The organism is Pseudomonas sp. WP18 (assembly GCF_036689585.1).
Lineage (GTDB): Bacteria > Pseudomonadota > Gammaproteobacteria > Pseudomonadales > Pseudomonadaceae > Aquipseudomonas > Aquipseudomonas chlororaphis_E.
This window is the reverse complement of sequence record NZ_CP144758.1, coordinates 3,385,549-3,410,944: the sequence shown is the minus strand read 5'-3', so window position 1 is coordinate 3,410,944 and position 25,396 is coordinate 3,385,549. Positions and strand designations below refer to the sequence as shown.

Sequence of the window (25,396 nt, the reverse complement as noted above, 5' to 3'; positions counted from 1 at the left end):
GGGATTCATCCCCGATGGGGCGCGAAGCGGCCCCTGGCCTGACGACTCGGTTTGCCAGGTACACGGGGGCCGCTTCGCAGCCCATCGGGGATGAATCCCCTCGCCACAAAGGGAATGTGCAAAGTCGAAAAGTCATGCGCCGGGCCAGGTATCTGAAAGCCGATAGCCCTGCGGCCATGGGTCAGCCGGATCCAGCAGCAGTTGATGAGTGCCGGTGATCCACGCCCGCCCGGCGATGCACGGATAGATCGCCGGGCGTCCGGCCACGTCGGTTTGCGAGTCGATGCAGCAGTGGAATTCGGAGCCGATGATCGAGCGTCCGATGAATCGGTCGCCCACTTGCATCAACCCTTTGGCCTGCAGGACGGCCATGCGCGCCGAGCAGCCGGTGCCGGTGGGCGAGCGGTCGATCTTGCCGGGCTGGATCACCACGGCGTTGGCGCCGGTGGCGATGCCGTTCTCCATGACCAGCGGCGCGGCGATCTGGCAGAACGAAATGTGCGACCAGTCGGGGTTCAGCGGATGGACGAAACCCAACTGCTCATTGGCGGCGCGGGTGATCTTCAGGCCCACGGCCACCAGCTCGGCGGCTTCACACGGCTGGATGGCGAAACCCAGGCGCTGGGCGTCGACGATGACGAAACTGTCACCGCCATAGGCCGTGTCCACCTGCAGCGAGCCCAGGCCTTCGACCTCGATCCAGGCGTCGAGGCGGTCGGCGAAGGAGGGCACGTTCTTGATTTCCACCCGTTGCACCTTGCCGTCGCGGCAATCGGCCACGGCTTCGATCAGCCCGCCGGGGGCCTCCAGCACCAGGTGGGTCTGGGGCTCGGTCATCGGCAGGATGCCGCTGTCCAGCAGCACGGTGGCCACGCACAGTGAGTTGGAACCGGACATCGGCGGGGTGTCGGCCGGTTCCATGATGATCCAGGCCATGTGTGCCTTCGGGTGCTTGGCCGGCACCAACAGGTTGACGTGCCGGAACACGCCGCCCCGGGGTTCGTTGAGGACGAAGTTGCGCAGGACCTCGTCCTGGGCGATCCAGCGCGATTGCTCCCACACCGTCGCCCCGGGCGGTGGCGCGACGCCGCCGACGATCACGTCGCCGACTTCGCCTTCGGCGTGGCAACTGACTATGTGAAGGATCCTGGATGAGCGCATTGGCTACTCCTTGTGTTGTTCATCGCGGGCTTTTCGCGAGCAAGCTCGCTCCCACAGGGTTCGGGGTTGAACACAAAACCCCTGTGGGAGCGGGCTTGCCCGCGAAGGCGTCACCGGCTACTTCACCGACCGGAGAAACGCCGCCGTCTCCGGCTGCATTGGGTTGCCGATCACCTGGTCCGGCGGCCCGATCTCGTGGACCCGGCCGTTGCAGAAGAACGCCACGCGGTCGGACACGTCCCGGGCGAAGCGGATCTCGTGGGTCACCAGCACCATGGTCATGCCGTCCTCGGCGAGCAGGCGCATGGTGTCCAGCACTTCGCCCACCAGTTGCGGGTCGAGGGCCGAGGTGGCTTCGTCGAAGAGCATGTAGTGCGGTGACATTGCCAGGGCCCGGGCGATGGCCATGCGCTGTTGCTGACCGCCGGACAGTTTGCTCGGGAACGCCTTGAGCTTGTCCCCCAGGCCCACGTGCTCCAGCTGTTTCACCGCCAGGGCTTCGGCGTCCTGCCTGCTCTTGCCCAGGACCTTGCGCGGGGCCAGCATCACGTTCTCCAACACGGTCAGGTGGGGGAAGGCGTTCCATTGCTGGAAGACGATGCCGATCTTCTGTCGCAAGTGATTGAGGTCGGTGGCGCGGTCATGGACCTCCACCCCGTCCACGCGGATGCTGCCCTTCTGGATCGGCTCCAGGCCGTTGATGCACATCAGCAGCGTCGACTTGCCGGAACCCGAGCCGCCGATGATCGACACCACTTCACCCTTGTCCACGGTGAGGCTCACGCCCTTGACCACTTCCAGGTCGCCAAAGGATTTGTGCACGTTTTCAATCTCAATCATTTTCCTGCCACCTTCTTTCCAGGCGTGCGCCGAGGCGGGCGACCACCAGGCTCATGACGTAGTAAATGAGGCCCGCGATGCACAGCACCAACAGGGGTTCTTGAATGCGTGTGACGATGGTTTGCGAGGCGCGCAGCAGTTCGACGATGCCGATCCACATCACCAGGGCGGTGTCTTTCATCACCCCCAGCACCAGGTTCAGCCAGCCGGGAAACGCCACGCGCGTGGCAATCGGCAGGACAATGAAGCGCAGGTCCTGCAGGTAGCTCAGGCCAAGAGAACGGCTGGCCCGCCGCGTGCTCAGGGGCACCGCCAGCACGCCGCCGCGCACGATCTCGGTGAAATAGGCCGCGGCGTAGACCCCCAGCACCATGCAGCCGACCGCAAAGGCGCTGAGGTCCAGGCCGACGATGCTCTTGAGCGAGTTGAACAGCACGAACTGGATCAGCAACGGCACACTGCGAAACACGTCCAGCACCCAGGCCAGCGGCAGGCTGGCACGGGGCAGCAAGGCTCGCAGCAGGCCGAACGCCAGGCCGGCGAACGTGCCCAGCAGGATCGACCACGCGGTCAACTGCAGCGTGACCCAGGCGCCGTCGAGCAGGAACAACAGGTCGTTGACGGTGAGGCTGGTGGCAAGCATGACGAGCCCTCAATAACGGAACAGGCGCCAGGACAGCAGCCTTGCGAGGCCGACGATCAGCTTGGCGATCAGGTAATACAGCACGGCCGCGAGGGCGAAGTATTCAAAGGTGCGGAACGTCTTGACGTTGTATTCCTGGGTGACGCCGGTCAGGTCGTTGTTCAGCCCGACCACCACGCCAAGGGAGGTCATCAGCACTGCCCAGACCATCTGGTTGGTCAGCGGGTAGAACACGATGCGCAGCAATTGCGGAACGATGATCATCCGGTAGGCCTGGAAGGCGCTCATCCCCAGGGAACGAGCCGCGCGCATCTGCGTGCCGGGTACGGCCTTGAGGCCACCGCGGAAGTTTTCCGCCAGGTAGCCGGCATTGTTGAAGGTGATCCCGGCCAGCAAGGCCAGCCACGAACTGACGTGCAGCCCGAGGGAGCCGAGGCCGAAGTACAGAATGTAGATCTGGAACAGCGAGGGCGTGTTGCGGGCGATGGACACCCAACCGTTGCCCACGCCCCGCAGCAGCGGATGACGTGCCTGGCGCATCACGGTCAGGACCAGGGCGATCAACACCCCGAAGATCATCGACAACGCCGCGGTCTCGAATGTCACCCAGGCCCCGGCGAGCATGTCGGGCAGGGCCCGCAAGGCCGGGCGCCACTGGAAGCTGTAGTCAAACATCGGTGGGGCTCTCCGTGCGGACGATGGGGTGCAGCCAGGCTGGCGGTTGGCCAGGGGCGCTGGCGGCGCACGCCGCCTCGACGCACTGCGCCAGGCCGGCGAAGTGCACCCCGCGTCCGACCAGGCCGGGGGCGTAATGGGCGTACTTGCCGGAGTTGGTCATCAGGGTGGTGGCGTGGGCGGGGATCAGCGGTTCGCCGACCATGCACCAGCAGGTGTCGGTCACCAGCACCGCGCCGAACGCCTCGATGACGGCCAGGTGCCCGGCGTCGCGGGCCTGCTCCAGTACCGCCCGGCCACAGGTGATGGCCAGGACCACATCCGGGTGCTTGATCCGGCCGGCGCAGAGGCTCGCCAGCGCCGCGAACTCGCTGAGGGAGAAGTGCGGATTGCCCAGGGACACCACGTCCACCCGCGTGTCTCGGGCGCTATTGAGCTCGCGCCAACTGGCCAGCAGGCCAGCCGTATCGACTGTTTCCAGCGGCAACGGGGCACCCGGCGCCAGCACATCGTTCGGGTCGAGGGCTTCGGGTGTGACCCCGGCGATGTGGAACAACGGTGCGGCGCTGGTGGTGGCGAATGCCGCGCCGAAGGCTTTCAGGTCGTCCAGGTTGGGCATGGCATGTTCCAAGCCGCGGATCAACGGAATGCGCCGGCCCGCCAGGGCACCAATGTGGTAGCCCAGCAGCGGGTAGAAACTGTCATCCATGTGCGCCGGCTGCGGCACGTCGACAAGCAGCCCGGCCAGGCGCTGGTCGTCGAGATGGCAACCGCTCGACGGAGCGCGTCCACACAGGGCGATGCAGATGTCGAGAAAATCCGGGTATTTCTGGGTTCGCGCGCCCAGCACACTGTTGGCGTAGACCACCGCGTTGGACTCGGCCCAGACGATCTGCTCGCCAGCCTTGGGGGCCGTGTCCAGCAGGTAGGGCGCGCAGGTAAAGCTCAACTGCGCGCCCATCGCCATGTAGGCATCGCCCAAGGCGCTGGCGGGCTCGCCGAGCGCTGGGTCGACGCCCAGTTCCCGCCAGCGGCGCTGATCCACGGAAATCGAATTGAGGGTGGTGGGCACGCGTACCCGGGCGCCCCATTGCACCAGTTGTTCGGCAAAGCGCAGGCTGGCCGGGCCGGTGTAGATACAGCCGTCGATGTGGGCCTGGGTCACGTCCAGCAAGCGCGTCGCGCCCTGGATCTCGGCCATGCGCAGGACAATCTGCATCGCCACCTGGGCGGCCTTGCCGTGGGCGCCGTCGAGCAGCGCCCGGTCCTGTTCGGTGAGGTCCAGGGACACTGGCGCGGGTGACTGCCACGGCACGTCCATCGCACGCCAATGATCCTGAGGGCGTCGGCCGGACAAGGTCAGGCGGTTACCTTCAACGCGCACGAAACCCTGGCCGCGAAGGCGATTGAATGCCTCATGGCCCACGCATACCACTGGCAGAGAACGCTGGAAAATCACCTGCGCCACCAGCACACCGAGGGTCAGGATCTCATCCGCTTCGGCCAGCACCAGGGCGGCGGGGGCGTGGTCGTTGCTGATCAACTCCATCAGCACGCTGCTGCCGGTGCAGGAGCCGCGCCCGCTGGGAATCGCCAGCACGCGCCCGGCCAGGCGCTCGCCGCTCAACGGATGGTGGCGGTCGATGACCTCGCCGCTGGCCGGGTCCACGCCCCCCCAGAAACTCAGGCCGACGTCGGCGAACAGCAGGGCGCCCTGGGCGGCACCCTCCACCAGGCTGCGGACTTTGACACGCACAGGCGTGCTTGGCATGCCCCGATCCTCAGTAGTAGACCTGGGGAACGGTCAGGTTGGCCGGCGGGATATCGGTGCCGACCCATTTGACGAACAGTTCCTTGTAGCGACCGGTGCGTACCTGCTGGTTGACGAACAGGTTGAGGTAGTTGAGCAGGCCGTACTCGCTGCGCTTGGCGCCGAGGGACACGTAGTCGATGACATAGGGCGCGTCGCCGGCGATCTTCAGGTTCTTGTATTTACCCGACTTGAGGGTCGCGGCCGCCACGGTGTTGGTCACGACCGTTGCATCGATGTGGCCTTGGGCGACGGCCAGCAACGTGTCGTTCTGCGACTGGTAGGCGCGGAAGCTGCCGCTGCCCCAGTTCTTCTGGTCTTTTTCCAGGGCGATGGCTTCGTAGGTGCCGCTGGTGTTGCCGACGGCCTTGCCCTTGAGGTCGGCGAAGGTGTTGATGCCGGTGTTGTCGCGGGTCAGCACCACCATCTGGAAGGCGAAGTAGGGCACCGTCAGGCCGACGGTCTTGGCCCGCTCCAGGGTGTCGGAGGTGGACGCGACGATGACGTCGGCGCGCCCGGAAATGAGCGCCGGGATCCGGTCCGGGAACGGCGTCTCCACCACTTCGGCGTCTACCCCCAGGACTTTCGCCAAATCTTGGCAATAGTCCACGTCGAAGCCTGCCGGTTTGTTGCTCTCGTCGCGAAAACCCATGGGTGGGAAGTCCAGGGTCACTGCGCAACGCAGTTTGCCGGAACCGATGATGTCGTCGAGTTTGTCGGCCTGGGCCGGGGCGATGAACAGGGGAGTGAGGACAACGCTGAGGGCTACGGCCAGTGCAGGGTTCTTCATATATGCCTCGCTGTCGAATAAGTGCGGTGAAATATCGTATTGAGGATTTCGTATACGATATTAAATAAGCAAGCGGCGTGCCCATTTCCCGGCAGGAGGCGGGCACGCGTTAAGAGGAGCGGTCTAGAGGCGTTAGCCTGGAAAGGTGGCTGACAAGGAGGCGATCAGCGGAGGCCCGATGGTGTTACAGATGGGAGCAAACGCGCCGCGCAGTGCCCCGTAAAGGAACAGGGGTCAGCGATGGTTTTCCCGGAACTGACTCGGCGACAGGCTGGTCAGGGCGCGAAACTGACGGCTGAAGGCGCTGTGATCGGTGTAACCGCAACGCAGGGCGATCTCAGTGATCGGCACGTCCTGCTCACGTAACAGCCGCGACGCTTCTTCCAGGCGCGCCTTGTGGATCATCTGCCGGGGCGTGAGTTGGAAGATGCGCTTGCAGTGACGCTCCAGCTGGGCCACCGACAACCCGGCGATGGCCGTCAGTTCGGCCAGGCTGATGGGGTGGGCGAAATGACGCTTGATGTGGGCATCCACCGCCACCAGTTTCTGAAAGGCCGGATGGCTGGATTGCGGCAGTTGCAGGTCGCGGGAAATGCCGGCGAGGCCGACGATCCTGCCGTTCGGGTCACGCAAGGCCAGTTTGTGGGTCAGGCACCACACCGGCTGGTTGCCGTAGTACAGGTGCAACTCCAGTTGGTCGGCCAGTTCGCGCCCGCTGGCCAGGACCTTGCGGTCCTGCTCGGTGTACAGCGGGCCGAAACGCTCGGGGAACACCTGTTCGGCGGTGAGCCCGAGCAGGTCGGCGCTGCGTTTGAAGCCGCAGCGCCGGGCCAGTGTCTGGTTGACGAAGGCGTAGCGGGCCTCGCGGTCCTTGATGAAGAACACCACGTCGGCGAGGGTGTCCAGCAGCGGCGCGATGGGGTGCAGGCTACCCAGCAGGGTTTCCAGCTCGCAGGGGGTGAAGCTGTTGAGCGAGGGGTACATGGTTCAGCGACGCCTTTTTCAGAGCGGGCTTGTGTGTGTCGGGAGTGTCGGATGGAAATGGGGTGCTTGTCACGTAGCCTTCGCGAGCAGGCTGGTCCGGCTGCACTCCAAGCCCTGTGGGAGCGAGCTTGCTCGCGAAGACGCTACTCCTGCCTCCCTGGACGCGCTGACCCACCCCATTGGCGATCAAGCTCGCCCGACACGCCGTCTGGTGTCAGGTGGGGGCGTTTTCTCCCAGCGCCAGCAGCGTTTCGATCCGCGCCGGGCTGAACGGTGGGCGAGGCGTGGGCGGTGTCCAGCCAAACAGATGCTCCAGCGCGGCGCCGCACACCCGGCCTTGGCAGGCGCCCATGCCGCAGCGGCTGGCCAGTTTCGCTTCGCGCCAGTTTTCGTGGCCGAGCAGGTCAGCGTAGGGGACGTCTTCGCAGCGACAGACCAGGGTGTCGGGGCGAGCCAGGGTCTTGAGTCGGGCATCGAGGGCGAAAGCGCGGTTCAATGCCCGGGCGAACGCCTGCCAGCGTGCCCGGCGCGGCCAGAGTCGCTGGGCCGCGGCGCTGTTGCCAACCGCCGCAAAACCGGCGATGGCGCCTTCCACCTGCGCCAGTTCGCTGCCGCCGAACCCGGTGCATTCACCGGCGGCGTAATACCCGGGCCGGGTGGTGGCTTGCCAGGCGTCGACCGCCAGGGCCTGGTCTTGCACACCGCAGCCCAAGGCCTGGCCGAGCTGGACATTGGGAACAAGGCCGAAGCCACAGGCCAACCGATCGCAGGCCAGTTCCACGGTCTTGCCCTGCTGGAACAGGCGCACGCCTTCGAGGCGGTCCCGACCCAGGGCTTGCAGCACATGACTGTCGGTGCGGTAGTGGGCATCGAGCAGGCTGAACGACTGCAACCACTTGTTTGGCCAACGCGGCAATTGCGCGGCGAAACCCAGCACGCAGGCGCGGTTGGCCTGTTCGGCAATGCGCAGCACCTGCGCGCCCTGATGTTTCGCCGTGGCGGCACTGGCCAGCAACAACGGACCGCTGCCGGCGATCACCAGGCGTTCGCCACGCACCGGCAAGCCGCCCTTGATCAATGCCTGCAAGCCTCCGGCGCCCGTCACGCCGGGGAGTGTCCAGCCGGGGAAGGGCAGCAGCAGTTCACGAGCGCCGGTGCAGAGGATCAGGCGGTCATAGCTGATGGACCAGCCGCGCTCGGTATCTTCCACCAGCAGGGTCTTGTCGGCGGCGCAGGCGATCACCCGAGTGCCGGGGTAGCACTGCACGTTGTCACAGGCTTGCAGTTGCTCGCGCAGGCGCCGCGCCTCGGTGGGCAGGTTGGCCTGGGGGCCGTCGCGCCAGATCTGCCCGCCGGGCAGCGGGTTGTCGTCCAGTACCACGATGCGCATGCCGCTGCTGGCCGCCGCCAGCGCCGCGCCCATGCCGGCGGGGCCGGCCCCGATGATCAGCAGGTCGGTGAGCTCGTTCATGGGCGGGTCCGCACGTGCATGCCATCGCGGCACACGGTCTGGCACGCCAGGCGCTGCCGGCCGTCGATCATCACCCGGCATTCCTGGCAGATGCCCATGCCGCACAGCGGCGCGCGTCGCTGGCCACTGATTGAGGTGCGGCTGCAACCGTCGGAGCCCAACGCCAGCGCCGCCGCGACGCTGGTGCCGCTGGCGACCGAGAGTGGGTGGCCGTCGAGGAGGAGTTCAGGCATGGGGCTGAGACCTTCAGTTGAATGGATTCTGAGGTACCCGTGTGCTTCAGACATGGGTAGGCTCGCCGAGGAATCGCTGTGGCAAGTAGGCCTGCGGGGCCAGGGGCGAGGTTTCGTTGAACAGCTGTGCCACCAGCAGGTCGGCGGTGGCAGGCGCGGTCGTTACGCCCAACCCTTCGTGCCCGACCGCCAGCCACAGGCCCTTGCGTTGCGGATGCTGGCCCACCAGCGGCAGGCCATCGGGGCTGGCGGCGCGAAAGCCGGTCCAGGCGCGGATGCCGTTGAGCTGGGCCAGCCCTGGCAGGTAGTCGGTGGCGCGCTTGAGCATCTTCGCCAGCATCCAGCCTTCGACCTGTGGGTCGACGGTGCCGAACTGCCGGGAGGCGCCGATGAACAGTTGGCCGGTCGGCCGGGGCTGGATGTTGCACGCCACCGAAGGGCCGCTGGCCGTGTGGGCGCTGGTGACGTAGCCCAGTTCCACCAGCGTGTGGGACACGCGGTTGGGGCAGCGATCGGTGATCAGCAGGTGGCCTTTCTTCGGCTCGATGGGCAGTTCCGGGCACAGTTGCGTGGCCTGGATGCCATTGGCGAGGACCACCGCTTCAGCGCTCAACCAGCGTCCGTCGGCGAGGCGCACGCGGTGGCCATCGACTTCGCTGACCTGGGCGCGCTGTTGGCGAATGTTGGCGGTTTCGAGCATCCAGCGCGCGGCGGCCGGCGCATACAGGATCCCGTCACCTTTGATCAGCAACCCGCCTTCCAAGCCTTCGCGCAATTCAGGCTCGCGCTGGCGCAGTGCAGTGCGGCCGATCAATTCGCACGCCTCGCCGTGGGCCAGCAGGTTGAGGTACTTGCCGTCGGCCACCGCCATTTCCTCGGCATTGGCCGCTAGCCACAGGGTACCGTTGTTGCGCCAGGCGCAGGCAGCGGGCAGGGCGGGGGCCAGTTCGCGCCAACGTTGCAGGGAGTATTGGCTGAGGGCCAGTTCCGCTGGGTTGTCATCGAGCACCAGCAGGTGGCCCATGCCCGCCGCCGTGGCGCCATGCCAGCCGGCGTCCAGCACCAGCACCTGCAAGCCACGCTGGGCCAATGAGCGCGCGCAGGCGGCGCCGATGATGCCGGCGCCGATGACGATCACGTCGGCGACCGGGTGTTCGCTCACGAACGGATGCCCCAGGCGAACGGGTCGTCCGGCTCGATGATCAGCGTGCTTTCGGCGCTGATGTGCGCCCGGCCGCGAATGGTCGGCACGATGCACTCGCCGGCGGGCTCATAAGACCCTTCGAACTCGCTGCCGATCACGCTGGCCTGGCGCCAGAGCTGGCCCGGTTGCAGTTTTCCATCCGCCGCCAGGCACGCCAGCTTGGCGCTGGTACCGGTGCCGCACGGGGAGCGGTCATAGGCCTTGCCGGGGCAGAGCACGAAGTTGCGGCTGTCGGCGCGAGGGTCGTCGGCGAACAGTTCGATGTGATTGATCAGGCCGCCGTCTTCGCCCCGGAAACCTTGCTGGTCCAGGGCCTGCTGGACGGCATAGGTGTAGGCGGTCAACCCGTCGAGGTTGTCGCTGGCCACTCGCTGGCCGTGGTCGGCCATCAGGAAGAACCAGTTGCCGCCCCAGGCCACGTCACCCACCACCGGGCCGATGCCGGGCACTTCCAGGCGCAGCGCTTTGCGGTAGCGGTAGGCCGGTACGTTGCGCACGCTGACCGAGCGATCTTCATGCAACGTGGCCTGGACGGTGCCCACCGGGGTCTCGATGCTGTGCACGCCGGGGCCGATCCTGCCCAGGTGCGCCAGCGATGCCACCAGGCCGATGGTGCCGTGGCCGCACATGCCCAGGTAGCCGCTGTTGTTGAAGAAGATCACCCCGGCACAGGCGTTCGGGTCCACCGGTTCACACAACAACGCCCCCACCAGCACATCGCTGCCGCGCGGCTCCAGCACACAGGCGCTGCGCCAGGCATCGTGCTGCTCGGCCAGGCGCTGCCTGCGCTCGGCCATGCTGCCCCGGCCCAGGTCGGGAAAACCGCCGGTGACCAGGCGCGTTGGCTCGCCGCCGGTGTGGGAGTCGATCACGGTGATGCGTTTCATGAGGGCCGCGTCCGTTCAATGGATTGAACACAAGCGTCGCCTGCGGGGGTGGGTGCCGGCTTGATGGATTTATTCACGAGCGATGACGAAATCGGCACAGCACGTACTTGGACGGTGGGAGCGGGCTTGCCCGCGAAAGCGGTGTGTCTGTTATGAATATGTTGGATGTGCCGCCGTCTTCGCGGGCAAGCCCGCTCCCACAGATCTTGCTGGTGCATGCAAAGGCTGCGAATACCCCAAATCCCGTGTGGGAGCGGGCTTGCCCGCGAAAGCGGTGTGTCTGTCATGCAGATGTTCGATGTGCCGACGTCTTCGCGGGCAAGCCCGCTCCCACAGATCTTGCTGGTGCATGCAAAGGCAGAGTACACCCCAAATCCTGTGTGGGAGCGGATTTGCTCGCGAAAGCGGTGTGTCTGTTATGCAGATGTTGAATGTGCCGACGTCTTCGCGGGCAAGCCCGCTCCCACAGGATTAGGCGGTGTATGCAAAGGCTGCGTATACGCCAAACCTCGTGTGGGAGCGGGCTTGCCCGCGAAAGCGGGGTGTCGGTGATGGGGAGTTTGGATGGGCTGGTGTCTTCGCGAGCAAGTTCGCTCTCGCAAGAGGGTGGTGGGTTGTCAGGGGGCATTGCCTGGGCCGCTGTGGGAGCTGGGCTCCCACAGGGTTGGGTTCACTCAGGCGGTGAAGTCGCTGGCGTGCAGTTCCTTGACGCCGACAAGTTCGAACTCGAACTCGGGAGTGGCGTCGGCGTTGGTGCTGCCGGAGAGGATGCCGTCGGCAAAGCGCAGTTGGGCGGTGGCGTTGGTGGGGTCGAAGGCGTTGCTGCCGATGAAGGTGAAGGCGTCGATCGTCGCCGTCAGCGGGTTGGCGTCCAGGCCGGTGAGGTCCAGGTGATCGCCCTCGGCCGTCTTGAAGCCGTTGATCACATCGCGCAGTGCCCCGACGCCCATGTCCGACAGCGCGGCGAAGACGTACGTGTCTGCGCCGGTGCCGCCGGTGAGGTTGTCGGTGCCGGCGCCGCCGATCAGCCGATCGTCGCCCGAACCGCCCACCAGGGTGTCGTTGCCGGCACCGCCGTTGAGGATGTTCCCGGCGCTGTTGCCCGACAGCGTATCGGCGTAGGCACTGCCCGTCAGGTTCTCGATGAACTTCAGGGTGTCGAGCCCGGAGCCCTGCGTGTCCTGTTGCGCGGAGGTCGAGAGGTTGACTGTCACGCCGGCCTGGGCGCGCTCGTACGACACCGTGTCATTGCCGTCGCGCCCGTCCAGCACGTTGTTGCCGGCGCCGGCGAACAGCGTGTTGTCCAAAGCGTTGCCGGTAGCGTTGGCGGCTGCCGCGCTGTCGATGTAGAGGTTCTCGACGTTGTTGCCCAGGGTGTAGCTCGCCAGGCTGCTGTGCACGCTGTCGATCCCGCCGGACGCGGCACTGTTGGTTTCGATCACGGTGTCGCTGGCGTTGTCGACGTAGTAGGTGTCGTTGCCATCGCCACCGCTCATGCTGTCGGCCCCGGTCGCGCCGTCGAGCACGTTATGGGCGGCGTTGCCGGTGATGAAGTTGCGCCGCTCGTTGCCGGTGCCGTCGATGTCCGAGACGCCGGTGAGCACCAGGTTTTCGAGGTTGGCGCCCAGGGTCCAACTGACCGAGGCCTTCACCGTGTCGATCTGCGAGGCCGAGGTGTTGGTTTCGATCACGCTGTCGAACGCGTTGTCGACCACGTAGATGTCGTTGCCATCCCCGCCGGTGAGGGTGTCGGCGCCCAGGTCTCCGTCCAGGGTGTCGTTGCCCGAGCTGCCCACCAGGGTATCGGCCTGGTCGGTCCCGGAGATCATCCCGCCTTCGTTCTGCGCGCCGTCGAAGATGGCCTGCACGCTGTTGTTGTCGTTGGGGTTGCCGTGGAAACCCAGGTCATCGGCGATGTAGTCGGCCAGGCGCTGGCCGACGATTTCCGCCGACTCCTCGTGCAAGTGCCAGACGTCATCGGGGTACACCAGCGGATCGACTTCATAACGCAAGGGCAGGTCGGTGTAGTCCACCGCCAGCTTGACGTCGGCGCGTTCGGTGGCGATGGCTTCCTGGACGGCGCGCACGTAGCCGACCCCGTCGACGATGGACGCGATCTTGTCTTCCGAATAGCCACGGGCCCGGGCCGCGTCCTGCTCGTAGTGACCGGTCTCCATCAGGTACACGTTGAAGTTGCCCAATTGCGCGTGCAGGTAGTCGAACACCTTCAAGGTTGCGGCCTTGTACGCTGCTGCCGCCGCTGTCTTGTCCGTGGCACGGGCGATTTCCTGGGCGGCTTCCTCGCCTTGGCCCCAGATAATGCCCATGGTGACGTTGTCGATCGATTGCAGTTCGCTGAGCTGGTCGCGTAGCAAGGTGACCGCACGCAACAGCGCAGGACCGGGCTGGTTGGTGTCGGTCAGCCACCAGCACAGCTTCAGTTCCTCGGCGCCGAGGGTCGAGAGGCCGTTGACCGTGCTGCCGCCGACGGCAATGTCGATCCCGTTGCCATCGGCATCGGTGAACTGGCTGCGCACGTCGTAGGAGGTGTAGCGGTCCAGGTCCTTGACCAGCATCGAAGTGCCGGACTGGTCGTCGTCCTCGGTCATGCGCAGCAGCCGCGCGTTGGACTGGCCGAGAGTCGGCAGGTACAGGATGTCTTGCTGGGCGCGTTCGCCGAAGACGAAATCACTGGCGGTCAGGGTGTTGAGGTAGTTGCCGTTGAGGGCGATTTCGAAGCGATTGCCATCGGCGTCGGCCTCGGCGGACTTGACGTAGGTCTTGTCGCCGGCCTCGTTCAGGGTCATGTACAGCGTGCTGTTGCTGCCATCGCCCAGGCCGAGGAAACCCAGGCTCGACACGTCGATCTTGTCGACCCCGACGGTGAAATCATAGATCGTGTCGGTGGCCGTGACGCCGCCGGTGTCGTAGTCGCGGTAGCTGTCGAGCACATTGGTGTAGCGGAACGTATCGGCCCCGTCGCCACCGTACAGCGAGTCGCGTCCGGCACCACCATCGACGATGTCGGCGCCGGTGCCGGCCTTGATCGTGTCGTTGCCGCCCAGGCCGAGGATCAGGTCGGCGGCCGCCGTGCCGTTGAGGGTTTCGGCGTTGTTGGTGCCGGTGATGGTGCTGGCCGGTGCATCGGCCACGGCGAGGGCAAAGCTGTCGCTGACCGAAGCCCCGGACGGATCGGTGGCCTTGACCAGGACGTTGTAGGTGCCGGACGCGGTGTTGGTCGGCGTGCCGGTGAAGCTCAGGCTGCTGGCATTGAAATGCAGCCAGGTGGGCAGGGCGCTGCCGTCGGCCAGGGTCGCGGTGTAGGTCAGCAGGTCCTGGTTGGCGTCGGTGAAGCTGTCGTGGGCCACGGTGTAGCTGAACGGCGAGTTCTCCGTGGCGTTCTGGTCGAGCAGCGCGATGGTGACCACCGGCGCCACGTTGCTGGGCGTGTTCTGGTCGGCGAAGACAAAGTGACTGGCCGTCAGGCTGCTCACCAGGTTGCCCGCCAACGACACCTCGAAGCGGTTGCCGTTGGCGTCGACGGTGAGGTCCTTGAGGTAGGTGCGGTTGGTCGAGGCGCTGTAGGTCACTTGCAGCGTGCCGTTCAGACCGTTGCCCAAGCCGGTGTAGCCAAGCGCCGAGACGTCGATCTTGTCGGCCGCCACATCGAAGTCGAGGATCTGGTCGCTGGCGCTGGTAGAGCCGGTGCGGTAGCTGTCGAGCTTGGAGGTGTAGCGGAACACATCAGCGCCGGCGCCGCCGGTGAGTTTGTCGACGCCGGTGCCGCCCACCAGGATGTCGTTGCCAGCGCCACCGTTGAGGGTGTCGTTACCCGCACCGCCGAACAGTTGCTCGTTGGCCGCGGTGCCCGTCAGGGTGTCGTTGTTCGGTGTGCCGTTGATCACCGTCGGGGCGGCGGGCACGTCCTGGACGGCGAGGGTGAACGTGTCGCTGATCGCCGCGTTGCTGCCATCGGTCGCGGTGACCTGGATGGCATAGGTACCGGACGCCGTGTCGCTGGGGGTGCCGCTGAATGTCCGGGTGACGGCGTCGAAGGTCAGCCAATTGGGTAGGGCGCTGCCATCGGCCAGCTTGGCGGTGTAGCTCAGGCTGTCGTTGTCCGGGTCGGTGAAGCTGGTGGCCGGCACCACGTAGCTGAACGCGGTGTTTTCGGTGGCGCTCTGATCCAGCAGCGGCGTGGCCAGCACTGGAGCCTGGTTGGTCGGCGACGCGTTGGCAAAGACGAAGTTGGCGCTGGTCAGCGTGTTGAGGTAATTGCCGTCCAGCGCCACTTCGAAGCGGTTGCCGTCGGCATCGGCCGTCAAAGACTTGATGTAGGTCTTGGTGCCGGCACTGTTGAGCACCAGGTACACGGTGTTGTTCTTGCCATCGCCCAGGCCGGTGAACCCCAGGGCGGACAGGTCGATCTTGTCGGCCGCCACGTTGAAGTCAGTGATCAGGTCGCCCAGGTTGGCCCCGCCGGTGTTGTAGTTGCGGTAGCTGTCCAGGCGATTGGAGAACACGAAGGTGTCGGCCCCGGCCCCGCCGGTGAGGGTGTCCATGCCGGCGCCGCCGTCGAGCTTGTCGTCACCCGCGCCGCCGCTGAGGCTGTCGTTGCCGGCCAGGCCGAGCAGCGTGTCGGCTGACTCGCTGCCCAACAACGAGTCGCTGCCGCTGGTGCCGGTGACGACTCGGTTGAAGATGAAATTGCTGGCGGTCAGGGTGCTGGCAAGGTTGCCCGACAGGATCAGCTCGAAGCGGTTGCCACTGGCGTCGGCGTCGAAGTCCTTGATGTAGGTGCGGTCGTTGCTGGCGCTGTAGCTGATCTGCAGGGTGCCGCCACGGCCGTTGCCCAGCCCGGTGAAACCAAGGCCGGCGAGGTCGATCTTGTCCTGGGTGACGTCGAAGTCGGTGATGGTGTCGTCGAAACTGGTGGTCGCGTTGCGGTAGCTGTCGGATTGGGCGACGAAGCGGAAGGTGTCGGCGCCGGTGCCGCCGGTGAGCTTGTCGACGCCGGCACCGCCCACCAGGATGTCGCTGCCGGCCGCGCCGTTGATGATGTCATTGCCCGCGCCGCCGTAGAAAATCTCGCTGGCGGAGGTGCCCTGCAAGGTGTCGTTGCCCGCCGTGCCTTGTACGGTGGTCATCGGAACCGTGGCGCTGACGTAGCTGCCATCGCCATAGACCAGCGTGGCCCCCTTGCTGGTGTGGCTGATGGTGTTGGCGATGATGGCGTTGCGATCGGTGCCGTCTTCGTTGCGCTCGGCAACGCCGTAGGTCGACTGATTGCTACCGCTGATGAGGTTGCCCTGGATGGTGTTGTCGCTGCCGTTGAAATATTTGCCGGACACACCCTGGGTGTCGTCGTAGGACTGGATGATGATTTCCGGTACCGGGCTGCCCAGGGAGTTGTTGTTGAGCGTGTTGTCGGTGATCTCGACGTGGTTGCTGCCGTAGATGCGCACCCCGGCGCTGGCATTGTCGTGGATGTCGACGCCGCTGACGCTGACATCGCTCGACAGTTTGACCAGCACGCCTTCGGCGCCATTGCCGTAGACCTCGCCCCCGGTGATGGTGATGTTGCTCGGGGAGGGGATGTTCTCGCTGCCGCGCTGCACCACGATGCCGTTGCCGCCGTTGTTGTAGGCGACGTTGTTGGTCAGGGTGAAGTCATGGGTGCTGGTGACGACGTTGAAGCCGTGGCGGTCGTTGTCGTAGGCGACGTTGTTCTCGAAGGTGCTGTCGCTGAGGAAGTCCGCAACGAAGCCGTCCAGGCCGTTGCCGTGGGACACGCTGTTCTTGATGACCATGTTGACGGTCTGCTCGTGGGGGTCGAAACCGTACCCGGAGCAATCCTTGATCTCGACGCTGTCGAGGGTGACGTTGGAGTCGTAGCCTTCCTGGCCTGGAATGTAGCCGTTGAACCAGCCGTCGATCTTGCCGGTGGTGTGGTCGCGGTTACCGTCGATGGTGAGGTTGCTGACGCCGAAGTCGTGGGTTTCCTCGCCATAGGCGGAGCGGATGACCCCGGTGATCTTGGTGTCGGAGCCGTCGGCCACCTTGACGGTGGTCTCGCCCATGCCGTCGCCGTACAGGTAGACATTGCTCTTGAGCATCACGCAGCCGTCAGAAGGTTCCTCGCCGCCGGAGACAATGTAGGTGCCGGTGGGCATGTACACCTGCCCACCCCCGGCGGCGGCCGCCGCATCAATCGCACTTTGTATCGCCGCCGTGTCGTCAGTGATGCCATCTCCTTTGGCGCCAAAATTTTGTACGTTGAAAATCATGAGCTTATCTCCGTATCAGGCTAAAAACCTCGTTAGGAGCCAATATTCCATCGGCGACCACCGAGTTAAGACCCAACGGAGCGCGAAAGTTGTGACCGCGCATCGGGCAAGTGTCAAAAATATGGACTAACTGATCAACGGTCGGAACTCGAAAAATGACGTGTAACGTTTTGTTGACGCTTGGGCGTGATTTTGGGGTGTGGCTGCTGGCCCATTCGCGGGCAAGCCCGCTCCCACAGGGTGATCGGTCGTGAGCACAGATTGAGGGTCTGACCCCAATGCATTTTGACTGGAGCGCGCCTGCTCCACTCCCAAAGGGCACCGCAGCGATTGCGGTTTACTTGATTGGCATCAACCACCCCCCACGTCCCACGCGGTAGCCTGCAATAAACCATCGAGCGCATCCGAGGGGCCGCATGAGTTATCCGCTGTTTCTGACCTTGCACGTGTTCGCCGCGCTGGTGTTCATCGGCACGGTGTTTTTCGAAGTGCTGTTTCTCGAAAGCATTCGCAAGCAACTGCCCGTCAAGGTCATGGTGCTGCTGGAGCAGGGCATCAGCCGGCGCGCCCGGCAATTGATGCCCTGGGTATTGCTGGTGCTGTTCGGCGCGGGGGCCGCGATGGTCTGGTTGCGCTACTGGCCGGCGCTGATGTCGCCCTTGCAGTCGTCCTTCGGCTTGCTGCTGGGTTTGAAGATCCTGCTGGCCGGCAGCGTGCTGGGGCATTTTCTCTGGGCGATGTGGCTGTTCCGGCGCGGGCGGATGAATGCCCGCTACGTGCACATCATCCACACCAGCGTGTTCCTGCACATGGTGGCGATCGTGCTGCTGGCCAAGGGCATGTTCTACATCGGCTGGTAGGCGCGGCGCCTTGGTTTCCAGGCGCTTGATACAAGTCAAGGTGGCCGGCCGGGTTACAGCGGACACTGTGCTCGCGCCGCCATTCGGAGATTGCCATGTTCGATTTGTTCAATACCCTCGGTGAGCGACCCTCGGGACGTGCCCCAGTGGTGGCAGATTTCGACTGTCCGGTCGCTACACGAAAATTCCACGCCGGCATCGGCTCGCTCGACCTGCTCAGGGGGCTGCGCAACAGCCGCCAGAAACGTCGGCCGCTGTCCCTGGCCGTGCACCTGCCGTCGCGCTTGCGCCTGGCCTCGTGTTCACCCCTGGCCCACGACTGTCGCTGCGGCGAAATCGATGGCTACCTGCAACGCCTGACGTACGAGATGGGGCTGGTGGGCTGCCATCTGGGCGCAGGACGACGGGTCGAGGCGTTCTGCCTGACCGGCGGTACTCCGGTCATCGCCCATCTGCAACGGCTGATGGGCGACCTGCGCAAGCGCTTTGACTTTTGCGAGTACGACAGCGGCGACCACAGTATCGAGGTGGACTTGCACCACACGGACTGGTCGACCATGGGCCTGATCCGTGACCAGGGTTTCACCCATGTCAGCATCGGTGTGCCCGACATTGGCGTCGACAGCGAGCTGTCCGTCGACTGCTACCAGAACCCGGCACCGATCCATTCGCTGATCGATGCGGCGCGCACCTTCGGTTTTCGGTCCATCAACATTGACCTCGGTTACGGCCATGCCTGGCAAACGCCGCAAAGCTTTGCGTTGAAGCTGGCGACGCTGATCGAGCTGGAGCCGGACCGGCTGCACGTCTTTGACTATGGCCGCGCGCCGTATCGTTATCGCTCGAAAAGCACCGGCGTGGCCGGCGCCTATTGCAGCCCGGCCGACAAGGACGCCATGCGCCGCATCTGTTGCGAGCAACTGATCGGCGCCGGTTATCACTACATCGGTCTGGGCCAGTTCGTGCGGGCCGACGATGACCTGGCGGTGGCCCAGGAGCATGGACGCCTGCATCGCAATTGCCTGGGGTTCACCCGCCATGGCTGTTGCGATCACGTGGGGTTCGGGTTGTCGGCGGTCACGCAGATCGAGCATCTGTATGTGCAGAACACCGACAACCTGTTGCATTACTGCCAGCAGTTGGACGCCGGGCAACTGCCGGTGTATCGCGGCTGGCGCTGTGAGGCGCAGGATCAGGTCAAGGCGACCGTGACCGAGCAACTGGCCTGCGACCTGGAGCTGGATATCCCGGCCATCGAAACACGTTTCGGCCTGGTGTTTCGCGAGTACTTCGCGTCCATCTGGCCGTTGCTGGAGGCGTTGCACGACAAGGGATTGATCGAACTGACCAGCCGTTTTATCGGCATCCTGCCTGCCGGGCGCCTGAATGTGGACGCGATCTGCAATCTGTTCGACCCGGATCCGAATGACGCGGGCCTACACGCCCTGGAAAAGTTGAATCCTTCATGAACGCCGTATCCGGTTTCAATCGTGCCCTGGTGGAAAAATACGACCGCCCGGGGCCGCGCTACACCTCCTATCCGACCGCCCCGCAGTTTCACCAAGCGTTTGCCATGGACGAATACCGCCAGGCCGCCCAGCGCAGCAACCAGACGCCGCAGCCCAAGGCGTTGTCGGTGTACATCCATATCCCGTTCTGCCAGAGCCTTTGCTATTACTGCGCCTGCCACAAGATCATCACCCGCAAGACCCCTCGCGCGGCCGAGTACCTGACCTACCTCAAGCGCGAAATTGCCCTCCAGGCCGCGCTGTTCGACCGCTCGCGCAAGCTGACCCAATTGCATCTGGGCGGGGGCACGCCGACGTACCTGACCCACGAGCAACTGGCGGACCTGATGGGCTGCCTGCACCAATCGTTCGACATGGATGACAGCGATGCCCACGAGTTCTCCATCGAAGTCGACCCCCGTACGATCGATGCCGGGCAGGTCCTGGGCCTGCGGCAGTTGGGCTTCAATCGGCTGAGCTTTGGCGTGCAGGACTTCGACGCCCAGGTGCAGGTCGCGGTCAACCGGGTGCAAAGCGAGGCACAAGTGGCCGAGCTGGTAGAGGCGGCGCGAGCCGCACGCTTCAAGTCGATCAGCGTCGACCTGATCTATGGCCTGCCGTTGCAGACCATCGCCAGTTTCGACGTGACCTTGAGCAAGATCATCGCCCTGCGCCCCGACCGTATTGCCGCCTACAGCTACGCTCATCTGCCCAGCCGGGTGCGTGCCCAGCGGATGATCCGCCCTGAAGACATGCCCCCGCCCGAGCGCAAGCTGCAATTGCTGGAGTTGACCATCAACCGCTTGACCGAGGCCGGGTATGTCTACATCGGCATGGACCATTTCGCCCTGCCGGACGACGAATTGGTACTCGCCCGCGCCCGGGGTTCGCTGCAGCGCAACTTCCAGGGTTACTCCACCCATGCCGATTGCGACTTGATTGGTCTGGGGGTGTCGTCGATCGGCAAGGTGGGGGATAGCTACAACCAGAACGTCAAGGAACTCTCCCAGTATTACGCGCGCCTGGACCAGGGCATGCTGGCGGTGCAGAGGGGCTACCGACTGAGCGCTGACGACCTTCTGCGGCGCGAGATCATCAGTGAACTGATGTGCCACGGACGCATCGCCTTCGCCCGGATCGAGGCGGCACACGGCATTTGTTTCAACACCTACTTCGCCGAGGCCCTGGCCGCGCTCCAGGAACTGGTCGGCGACGGCTTGCTGGAAATTCACCACGACGCCCTGATACTGCTGCCCCAGGGGCAATTGATGATGCGCAACGTGGCCATGGCATTCGATGCCTACCTGGGCGCGGATCGAACGGTCCAGTATTCGCGCACGGTGTAATCGCGCGGTACAGACCTGTGGTCAAGCATGTGCGGAGCAGACCAACCCGGTCCACCCCCGCTTTTCCGTGGCGAGGGAGCTTGCTCCCGCTGGGTCGCGAAGCGGCCCCCTTGGGTTTTGATGCAGTCAATCAGATAGCGCGCGGGGCGAGCACTTTTGGGGCTGCTCCGCAGCCCAGCGGGAGCAAGCTCCCTCGCCACGGGTGACGCCCAGCTTTCTGTGGCGAGGAACTGGTCACCGGGTTGATGTGCCGGGTTGCAAGGCTCGGCCCAGGAATGGGGCGGTGCGGCTTTCCTGGCATTGGGCGACTTTGGCCGGTGTGCCGCACACCACGACGTTCCCGCCCTGGGTCCCGGCGCCGGGGCCGATGTCGATGACCCAGTCGCTTTGCGCCACGACGCGCATGTCGTGTTCCACCACGACCACCGTGTGGCCCTCATCCACCAGACGATTGAGTTGCACCAGCAAGCGGTCCACGTCCTGGGGGTGCAAGCCGTTGGTGGGTTCGTCCAGCACGTACAAGGTGGCGCCCCGGGCCTTGCGTTGCAGTTCCGTCGCCAGTTTGATGCGCTGCGCCTCGCCGCCGGACAGTTCCGTGGCCGGCTGGCCCAGGCGCAAGTAGCCCAGGCCGATGTCCTGCAACACTTGCAAGGTGCGCCGCGCCGCTGCTTGTTCGGCGAACACGTCGAGGGCCTGGTTCACGGTCAGTTGCAGCACCTGGGAAATGTCCAGGCCTTGCCAGCTGACTTCAAGGGTCTGCGGGTTGTAGCGCGCCCCGTGGCAAGTGGGGCAGGGGGCGTACACGCTGGGCATGAACAGCAATTCGACGCTGACGAAACCTTCGCCCTCGCAGGTCTCGCAGCGGCCCTTGGCGACGTTGAAGGAAAACCGCCCGGCATCGAACCCCAGCGCCTGGGCCTGTTGCGTGGCCGCGAACAGTTTGCGCACGTGATCGAACAGCCCGGTGTAGGTGGCGAGGTTGGAGCGCGGCGTACGGCCGATGGGTTTCTGGTCTACCTGAACCAGCCGCTTGATCCCTTCGAGCCCGGCGGTCACATGCCCGCCGCTGGTTTGCACGGGTTCGTCCTCCAGGCTCTGTTCCTCGGGTTCGGCGTTGGCGCTGGCCTGGCCCAGGTGGGCGCCCACCAGGTCCAGCAGGGCCTGGCTCACCAGGCTGGATTTGCCGGAGCCGGAGATGCCGGTCACCGCCGTGAAGCAGCCCAAGGGAAAGGCGGCGCTCAGGTTGTCGAGATTATTGCGGGTGATGCCCTCCAGGCGCAGCCAGTCCTTGGGTGGCCGAGGGGCGCGGGGGCTCGCGGTGTCTTCGGTAAAGAGGTAGGCGCGGGTCCGCGAGGCCTGCACCTGCCCAAGCCCCTGGGGCGGGCCGCTGTAGAGGATGTTGCCGCCTTGTTCGCCGGCGTCGGGGCCGACGTCGATGAGCCAGTCGGCGCGGCGCATGGTGTCCAGGTCGTGCTCGACCACAAACACCGAGTTGCCGGCGGCCTTGAGCCGTTGCAGGGCATCGAACAGCGCCTCGCTGTCGGCCGGGTGCAAGCCCGCGGAAGGCTCGTCGAGCACGTAGATCACCCCGAACAGCTGGGAATTGAGCTGGGTTGCCAGGCGCAGGCGTTGCAGCTCGCCGGAGGACAGCGTCGGCGTGCTGCGCTCCAGGGCCAGGTAGCCGAGGCCCAGGTCGATGAGCGTGACGATCCGCTCCAGCAACTCGGCGGCGATGCGCTGGGCCGCCAGGCGTTTTTCCAGGGACAGGTTGTGGGTGTGTCGTGCGTCCGGTCCTCCGGCGTGCGGGTTATCGCCCCGGGCGGCGCGTTGCTCGCGGGCGGCCCGGGTCTGCTGATGGGTGAGCACTGCGCCCGGTTCTTCGGCTTGTTCGAGGTAGTCGGGGGCCAGGACGCCCTTGAGCACCTCGGCCAGTTCCAGCAATGGCAGGTGCGACAGTTCGGCGATGTCTCGGCCGGCAAAGGACACCGTCAGCGCCTGGCGTTTGAGGCGCTTGCCTTCGCACACGGGGCAGGGGCTGGCGCGCATGTATTGGGCCACGCGTTTGCGCATCTGCGCGCTTTGCGAATGCATGAAGGTGTGCAGCAGGTAGCGCCGGGCGCCGCTGAAGGTGCCCTGGTAGCTGGGTTCGAGCTTGCGTTTGAGGGCGGCGCGGGTCTGGGCCGGGGTGAGCCCGGCGTACACCGGGACCGTGGGGGTTTCTTCGGTGAAGAGAATCCAGTCGCGTTGCTTTTTCGGCAGGTCCCGCCAGGGCACATCGACGTCATAGCCCAGCGTGACGAGGATGTCGCGCAGGTTCTGCCCCTGCCAGGCCATGGGCCAGGCGGCCACGGCCCGCTGGCGGATGGTCAGCGAAGGGTCCGGCACCATGGACGCTTCTGTCACCTCATAGACCCGGCCCAGGCCATGGCACTCCGGGCAGGCACCCTGGGGCGTGTTGGGGGAGAAGTCCTCGGCATAGAGCATCGGTTGATCGGCCGGGTAGCTGCCGGCACGGGAATAGAGCATGCGGATCAGGCTCGACAGGGTGGTGACGCTGCCTACCGAAGAACGGGCGCTGGGCGTGCCGCGCTGTTGTTGCAGGGCCACGGCCGGTGGCAGGCCTTCGATGCTGTCCACGTCCGGCACGCCCACCTGGTCGATCAGGCGCCGCGCATACGGCGCGACGGATTCGAAGTAGCGGCGCTGGGCCTCGGCGTAGAGCGTGGAGAAGGCCAGCGAGGATTTGCCGGAGCCCGACACACCGGTGAACACCACCAGGGCATCGCGTGGAATGTCGACGTCGACGTTCTTGAGGTTGTGTTCGCGGGCGCCGCGCACCCGGACACAGCCGGCGCTTTCGGGCAAGGACGAGGGGGAGGCGGGGCCGGAGCGGGAGGGCATGGAATTTCCTTGTGTGCGTCTGCTTGAGGCGTCGTGGCTTTCGGGGCTTTTGTGACGTGGCGTGATGGATCGGCTGAAGAATGCAACCTGAGTCACAGCCCTGACAATAATGCGACCGGGTTCAACCGTTCTCGTGCGATAAAAATTTACTCGGGCCCCGGGAGATGAGAAAAGCATTTTCAGTTTTCCCAGGATACGGACCTCCCATGCCTCGATCGAAGCTTCTGACTCAACTGTTTGTTGCCCTGCTGGCCGCCGCGGCGCTGTGGTACATGTGGACGATCACCAGCGCCAAGCTGGATTGGGGCGGCGACAGCCCAGGCCGGCAAGACGTGGGCGCCGTGAAAGACACCCGCCAGCGGGCGATGAGCCAGTATTGCACGGGCGTGGTCGCGACCCCGAAAGGCACCTGGCTGGTCGGGCGCCTGGAAGGCGATGCGCAAATGTTGGAGCCTGCGGCCGAGGTCGTGAACCTGGACACCGTGGTCTACGGCAAACCGAAGGAGACCGAGGCCGCGCAGGACGCTAGCGCCTTCAGCGTTTTCTTGGCGCGGGAGACAGAAATCTCATTCATCTCACGGCTCGACGCCCAGGGGCAGTTCCAACTGGTAGCCCATGTCAGCGGCGCCGCGTGCCTGGTCGCCAGTCCCGATGGCGCCAGCCTGTTCCTGCTCACCGGCCTGGACCGACCCGACGCGTGGGCCACTGACGGTCCGCGGCAGACGGTTGTCCTGCGCAGCGATGACCAGGGCAAGCAGTGGACAGGGTTGAAGCAAGGCTTCTTCGCCGAGGCCGATCAGGTGGCCTGGAGCCTCGATCCTTATTTTCACGGATCGGATGAAGTGTGGGCCTGGGGCTCGTTGAGCGCGATGGACGCAGAGGTGCCCGGTGGCATCGCTACCGGCGTGTTCTATTCGGCCGATCGCGGCGCAACCAGCACCCCGATCGTCACCGCCGAATCGCTGCTGGTGACCGCCCAGTACGCCCATGACCAGCGACCTGACATCGTGCAGTGGCACACCGACTCGGAGGATCGGGGCGAAATCCGTGGTCACGTCATTCAGGTCGATGGGCAGCGCGCGTTCATCTGGTTGTCCCAACGTTTTTGGGGCAGTCATCCGGATGGCAAAAGCGACAACGTCGCGGTCAATGTCACGACGCGGGCCGAGTTGCAACGCCAGGCCGGGAAGTGGCAGATGGTGGCCAGGCAGCGTGACGACAACCTGTTTATCGATGCACTGGCGCAGAACGAGGCCGGGCGGGTGTTTGGCCTGATCGACCAGGGGCATCAGGGCCAGGACGTCCTAGCCGAGTTGGACACCGGCACACTGAACTGGCGCCCCACGGGCGAGTTGCCCAGCGTGTTTGCGCCCCTGGCCTCGGACAGCCGCTTGCGCGGCGATGGCTTTTGGGTCGGGCAAAACACCTTGCTGATCAACACCAGCAGCGAGCATCACCCACCGCGTTGGCTCTACTGGTGGTCGGACGCCAGCATTTCCGCGGACGGGGTGTTTTACTCCACGGACTGGGGCGGTTCCTGGCACAAGCTGAATGTGGACGGCTACCTGGGGGTGCTGGGTTTCCAGCCGGGCCAGGATCGAGTGTTCTGGGCCAAGGGCAATTGGTACGACAACAATGACCTGGGGATTTATGCCTATGGGTTGCATTGAGGGGGCTTGCTCGCTGTAGGGGATGGGCCTGGTGCACTGGGGGGCTTCGCACGCAGGCTTCCGACAGCGCTTTTGTAGCAAGTTGATTTCAATCAAGGGCCAAAAAAAGGTTGGCCCCTAGGATGT

Annotated in this window: 17 protein-coding genes; 4 read left to right on the top strand and 13 right to left on the bottom strand. The window is 65.0% G+C overall.

Annotated elements, in window-relative coordinates:
• Positions 1 to 132: 132 nt before the first annotated feature.
• The 12 genes from V5F23_RS15040 to V5F23_RS14985 all read right to left on the bottom strand — a co-directional run bounded on the left by V5F23_RS15040 (position 133) and on the right by V5F23_RS14985 (position 16,985).
• Positions 133 to 1,161 carry a proline racemase family protein gene (locus V5F23_RS15040; protein ID WP_338495487.1) on the bottom strand — a complete coding sequence of 343 codons (1,029 nt, stop codon included), beginning with the start codon at positions 1,159 to 1,161 and terminating at the stop codon, positions 133 to 135.
• 117 nt (positions 1,162 to 1,278) lie between these two features.
• A complete protein-coding gene (locus V5F23_RS15035) occupies positions 1,279 to 2,001 on the bottom strand; it encodes an amino acid ABC transporter ATP-binding protein (RefSeq protein ID WP_047737885.1) in 723 nt (240 codons plus the stop codon).
• Positions 1,994 to 2,644: an amino acid ABC transporter permease gene (locus V5F23_RS15030; protein WP_338495485.1), complete on the bottom strand. Its 651-nt coding sequence runs from the start codon at positions 2,642 to 2,644 to the stop codon at positions 1,994 to 1,996. The genes V5F23_RS15035 and V5F23_RS15030 overlap by 8 nt, the downstream gene beginning before the upstream one ends.
• A 9-nt stretch (positions 2,645 to 2,653) precedes the next feature.
• Positions 2,654 to 3,319 carry an amino acid ABC transporter permease gene (locus V5F23_RS15025; protein ID WP_042729818.1) on the bottom strand — a complete coding sequence of 222 codons (666 nt, stop codon included), beginning with the start codon at positions 3,317 to 3,319 and terminating at the stop codon, positions 2,654 to 2,656.
• Positions 3,312 to 5,090, bottom strand: a complete 1,779-nt coding sequence (locus V5F23_RS15020) for an aconitase family protein (protein WP_047737889.1) — start codon at positions 5,088 to 5,090, stop codon at positions 3,312 to 3,314. Before V5F23_RS15020 ends, V5F23_RS15025 begins: the two co-directional genes overlap by 8 nt.
• A gap of 10 nt (positions 5,091 to 5,100) precedes the next feature.
• A complete protein-coding gene (locus tag V5F23_RS15015) occupies positions 5,101 to 5,919 on the bottom strand; it encodes a transporter substrate-binding domain-containing protein (protein ID WP_047737892.1) in 819 nt (272 codons plus the stop codon).
• A gap of 234 nt (positions 5,920 to 6,153) precedes the next feature.
• Positions 6,154 to 6,903 (bottom strand): AraC family transcriptional regulator, encoded by a 750-nt coding sequence (locus V5F23_RS15010; protein ID WP_042729821.1) that lies wholly within the window; start codon positions 6,901 to 6,903, stop codon positions 6,154 to 6,156.
• Positions 6,904 to 7,117: 214 nt separating this feature from the next.
• Positions 7,118 to 8,374 carry an FAD/NAD(P)-binding oxidoreductase gene (locus V5F23_RS15005; RefSeq protein WP_123579124.1) on the bottom strand — a complete coding sequence of 419 codons (1,257 nt, stop codon included), beginning with the start codon at positions 8,372 to 8,374 and terminating at the stop codon, positions 7,118 to 7,120.
• Complete coding sequence (locus V5F23_RS15000; protein WP_042729823.1) at positions 8,371 to 8,607, bottom strand: 2Fe-2S iron-sulfur cluster-binding protein; 237 nt, start codon at positions 8,605 to 8,607, stop codon at positions 8,371 to 8,373. The genes V5F23_RS15005 and V5F23_RS15000 overlap by 4 nt, the downstream gene beginning before the upstream one ends.
• Before the next feature lie 46 nt (positions 8,608 to 8,653).
• On the bottom strand, positions 8,654 to 9,769 hold the full coding sequence (locus tag V5F23_RS14995) for an FAD-dependent oxidoreductase (protein ID WP_042729824.1): 1,116 nt from the start codon (positions 9,767 to 9,769) through the stop codon (positions 8,654 to 8,656).
• Positions 9,766 to 10,698: a 4-hydroxyproline epimerase gene (locus tag V5F23_RS14990; protein ID WP_338495482.1), complete on the bottom strand. Its 933-nt coding sequence runs from the start codon at positions 10,696 to 10,698 to the stop codon at positions 9,766 to 9,768. The genes V5F23_RS14995 and V5F23_RS14990 overlap by 4 nt, the downstream gene beginning before the upstream one ends.
• A 674-nt stretch (positions 10,699 to 11,372) precedes the next feature.
• Entirely contained in the window at positions 11,373 to 16,985 is a 5,613-nt protein-coding gene (locus V5F23_RS14985; protein WP_338495481.1) for a putative Ig domain-containing protein, read from the bottom strand.
• A gap of 416 nt (positions 16,986 to 17,401) precedes the next feature.
• On the opposite strand from V5F23_RS14985, the gene V5F23_RS14980 reads away from it, so the two are divergent.
• From V5F23_RS14980 to hemN, 3 genes are all read left to right on the top strand, one after another.
• Entirely contained in the window at positions 17,402 to 17,845 is a 444-nt protein-coding gene (locus tag V5F23_RS14980) for a hypothetical protein (RefSeq protein ID WP_338495479.1), read from the top strand.
• Between the two features lie 95 nt (positions 17,846 to 17,940).
• Complete coding sequence (locus V5F23_RS14975; protein WP_047737906.1) at positions 17,941 to 19,314, top strand: hypothetical protein; 1,374 nt, start codon at positions 17,941 to 17,943, stop codon at positions 19,312 to 19,314.
• On the top strand, positions 19,311 to 20,699 hold the full coding sequence (gene hemN / locus V5F23_RS14970; protein WP_338495477.1) for an oxygen-independent coproporphyrinogen III oxidase: 1,389 nt from the start codon (positions 19,311 to 19,313) through the stop codon (positions 20,697 to 20,699). The genes V5F23_RS14975 and hemN overlap by 4 nt, the downstream gene beginning before the upstream one ends.
• A gap of 234 nt (positions 20,700 to 20,933) precedes the next feature.
• Here hemN and V5F23_RS14965 read toward each other — a convergent pair whose 3' ends face one another.
• Positions 20,934 to 23,600, bottom strand: coding sequence for an excinuclease ABC subunit UvrA (locus V5F23_RS14965; protein ID WP_338495475.1), 2,667 nt, complete (start codon positions 23,598 to 23,600; stop codon positions 20,934 to 20,936).
• A 206-nt stretch (positions 23,601 to 23,806) separates the two neighbouring features.
• Between V5F23_RS14965 and V5F23_RS14960 the strand changes: the two genes are divergently transcribed.
• Positions 23,807 to 25,270, top strand: a complete 1,464-nt coding sequence (locus V5F23_RS14960) for a hypothetical protein (protein ID WP_338495474.1) — start codon at positions 23,807 to 23,809, stop codon at positions 25,268 to 25,270.
• Positions 25,271 to 25,396: the final 126 nt, after the last annotated feature.

Bases quoted from the DNA above. Each gene is read 5' to 3' on its own strand.
- V5F23_RS15000 (WP_042729823.1), bottom strand. From the start codon at position 8,607: ATGCCTGAACTCCTCCTCGACGGCCACCCACTCTCGGTCGCCAGCGGC.
- V5F23_RS14980 (WP_338495479.1), top strand. From the start codon at position 17,402: ATGAGTTATCCGCTGTTTCTGACCTTGCACGTGTTCGCCGCGCTGGTG.
- V5F23_RS15030 (WP_338495485.1), bottom strand. From the start codon at position 2,644: ATGCTTGCCACCAGCCTCACCGTCAACGACCTGTTGTTCCTGCTCGAC.
- V5F23_RS14985 (WP_338495481.1), bottom strand. From the start codon at position 16,985: ATGATTTTCAACGTACAAAATTTTGGCGCCAAAGGAGATGGCATCACT.
- V5F23_RS14965 (WP_338495475.1), bottom strand. From the start codon at position 23,600: ATGCCCTCCCGCTCCGGCCCCGCCTCCCCCTCGTCCTTGCCCGAAAGC.
- V5F23_RS15040 (WP_338495487.1), bottom strand. From the start codon at position 1,161: ATGCGCTCATCCAGGATCCTTCACATAGTCAGTTGCCACGCCGAAGGC.
- V5F23_RS15035 (WP_047737885.1), bottom strand. From the start codon at position 2,001: ATGATTGAGATTGAAAACGTGCACAAATCCTTTGGCGACCTGGAAGTG.
- V5F23_RS15025 (WP_042729818.1), bottom strand. From the start codon at position 3,319: ATGTTTGACTACAGCTTCCAGTGGCGCCCGGCCTTGCGGGCCCTGCCC.
- hemN (WP_338495477.1), top strand. From the start codon at position 19,311: ATGAACGCCGTATCCGGTTTCAATCGTGCCCTGGTGGAAAAATACGAC.
- V5F23_RS14960 (WP_338495474.1), top strand. From the start codon at position 23,807: ATGCCTCGATCGAAGCTTCTGACTCAACTGTTTGTTGCCCTGCTGGCC.
- V5F23_RS15005 (WP_123579124.1), bottom strand. From the start codon at position 8,374: ATGAACGAGCTCACCGACCTGCTGATCATCGGGGCCGGCCCCGCCGGC.
- V5F23_RS15010 (WP_042729821.1), bottom strand. From the start codon at position 6,903: ATGTACCCCTCGCTCAACAGCTTCACCCCCTGCGAGCTGGAAACCCTG.
- V5F23_RS15020 (WP_047737889.1), bottom strand. From the start codon at position 5,090: ATGCCAAGCACGCCTGTGCGTGTCAAAGTCCGCAGCCTGGTGGAGGGT.
- V5F23_RS14975 (WP_047737906.1), top strand. From the start codon at position 17,941: ATGTTCGATTTGTTCAATACCCTCGGTGAGCGACCCTCGGGACGTGCC.
- V5F23_RS15015 (WP_047737892.1), bottom strand. From the start codon at position 5,919: ATGAAGAACCCTGCACTGGCCGTAGCCCTCAGCGTTGTCCTCACTCCC.
- V5F23_RS14990 (WP_338495482.1), bottom strand. From the start codon at position 10,698: ATGAAACGCATCACCGTGATCGACTCCCACACCGGCGGCGAGCCAACG.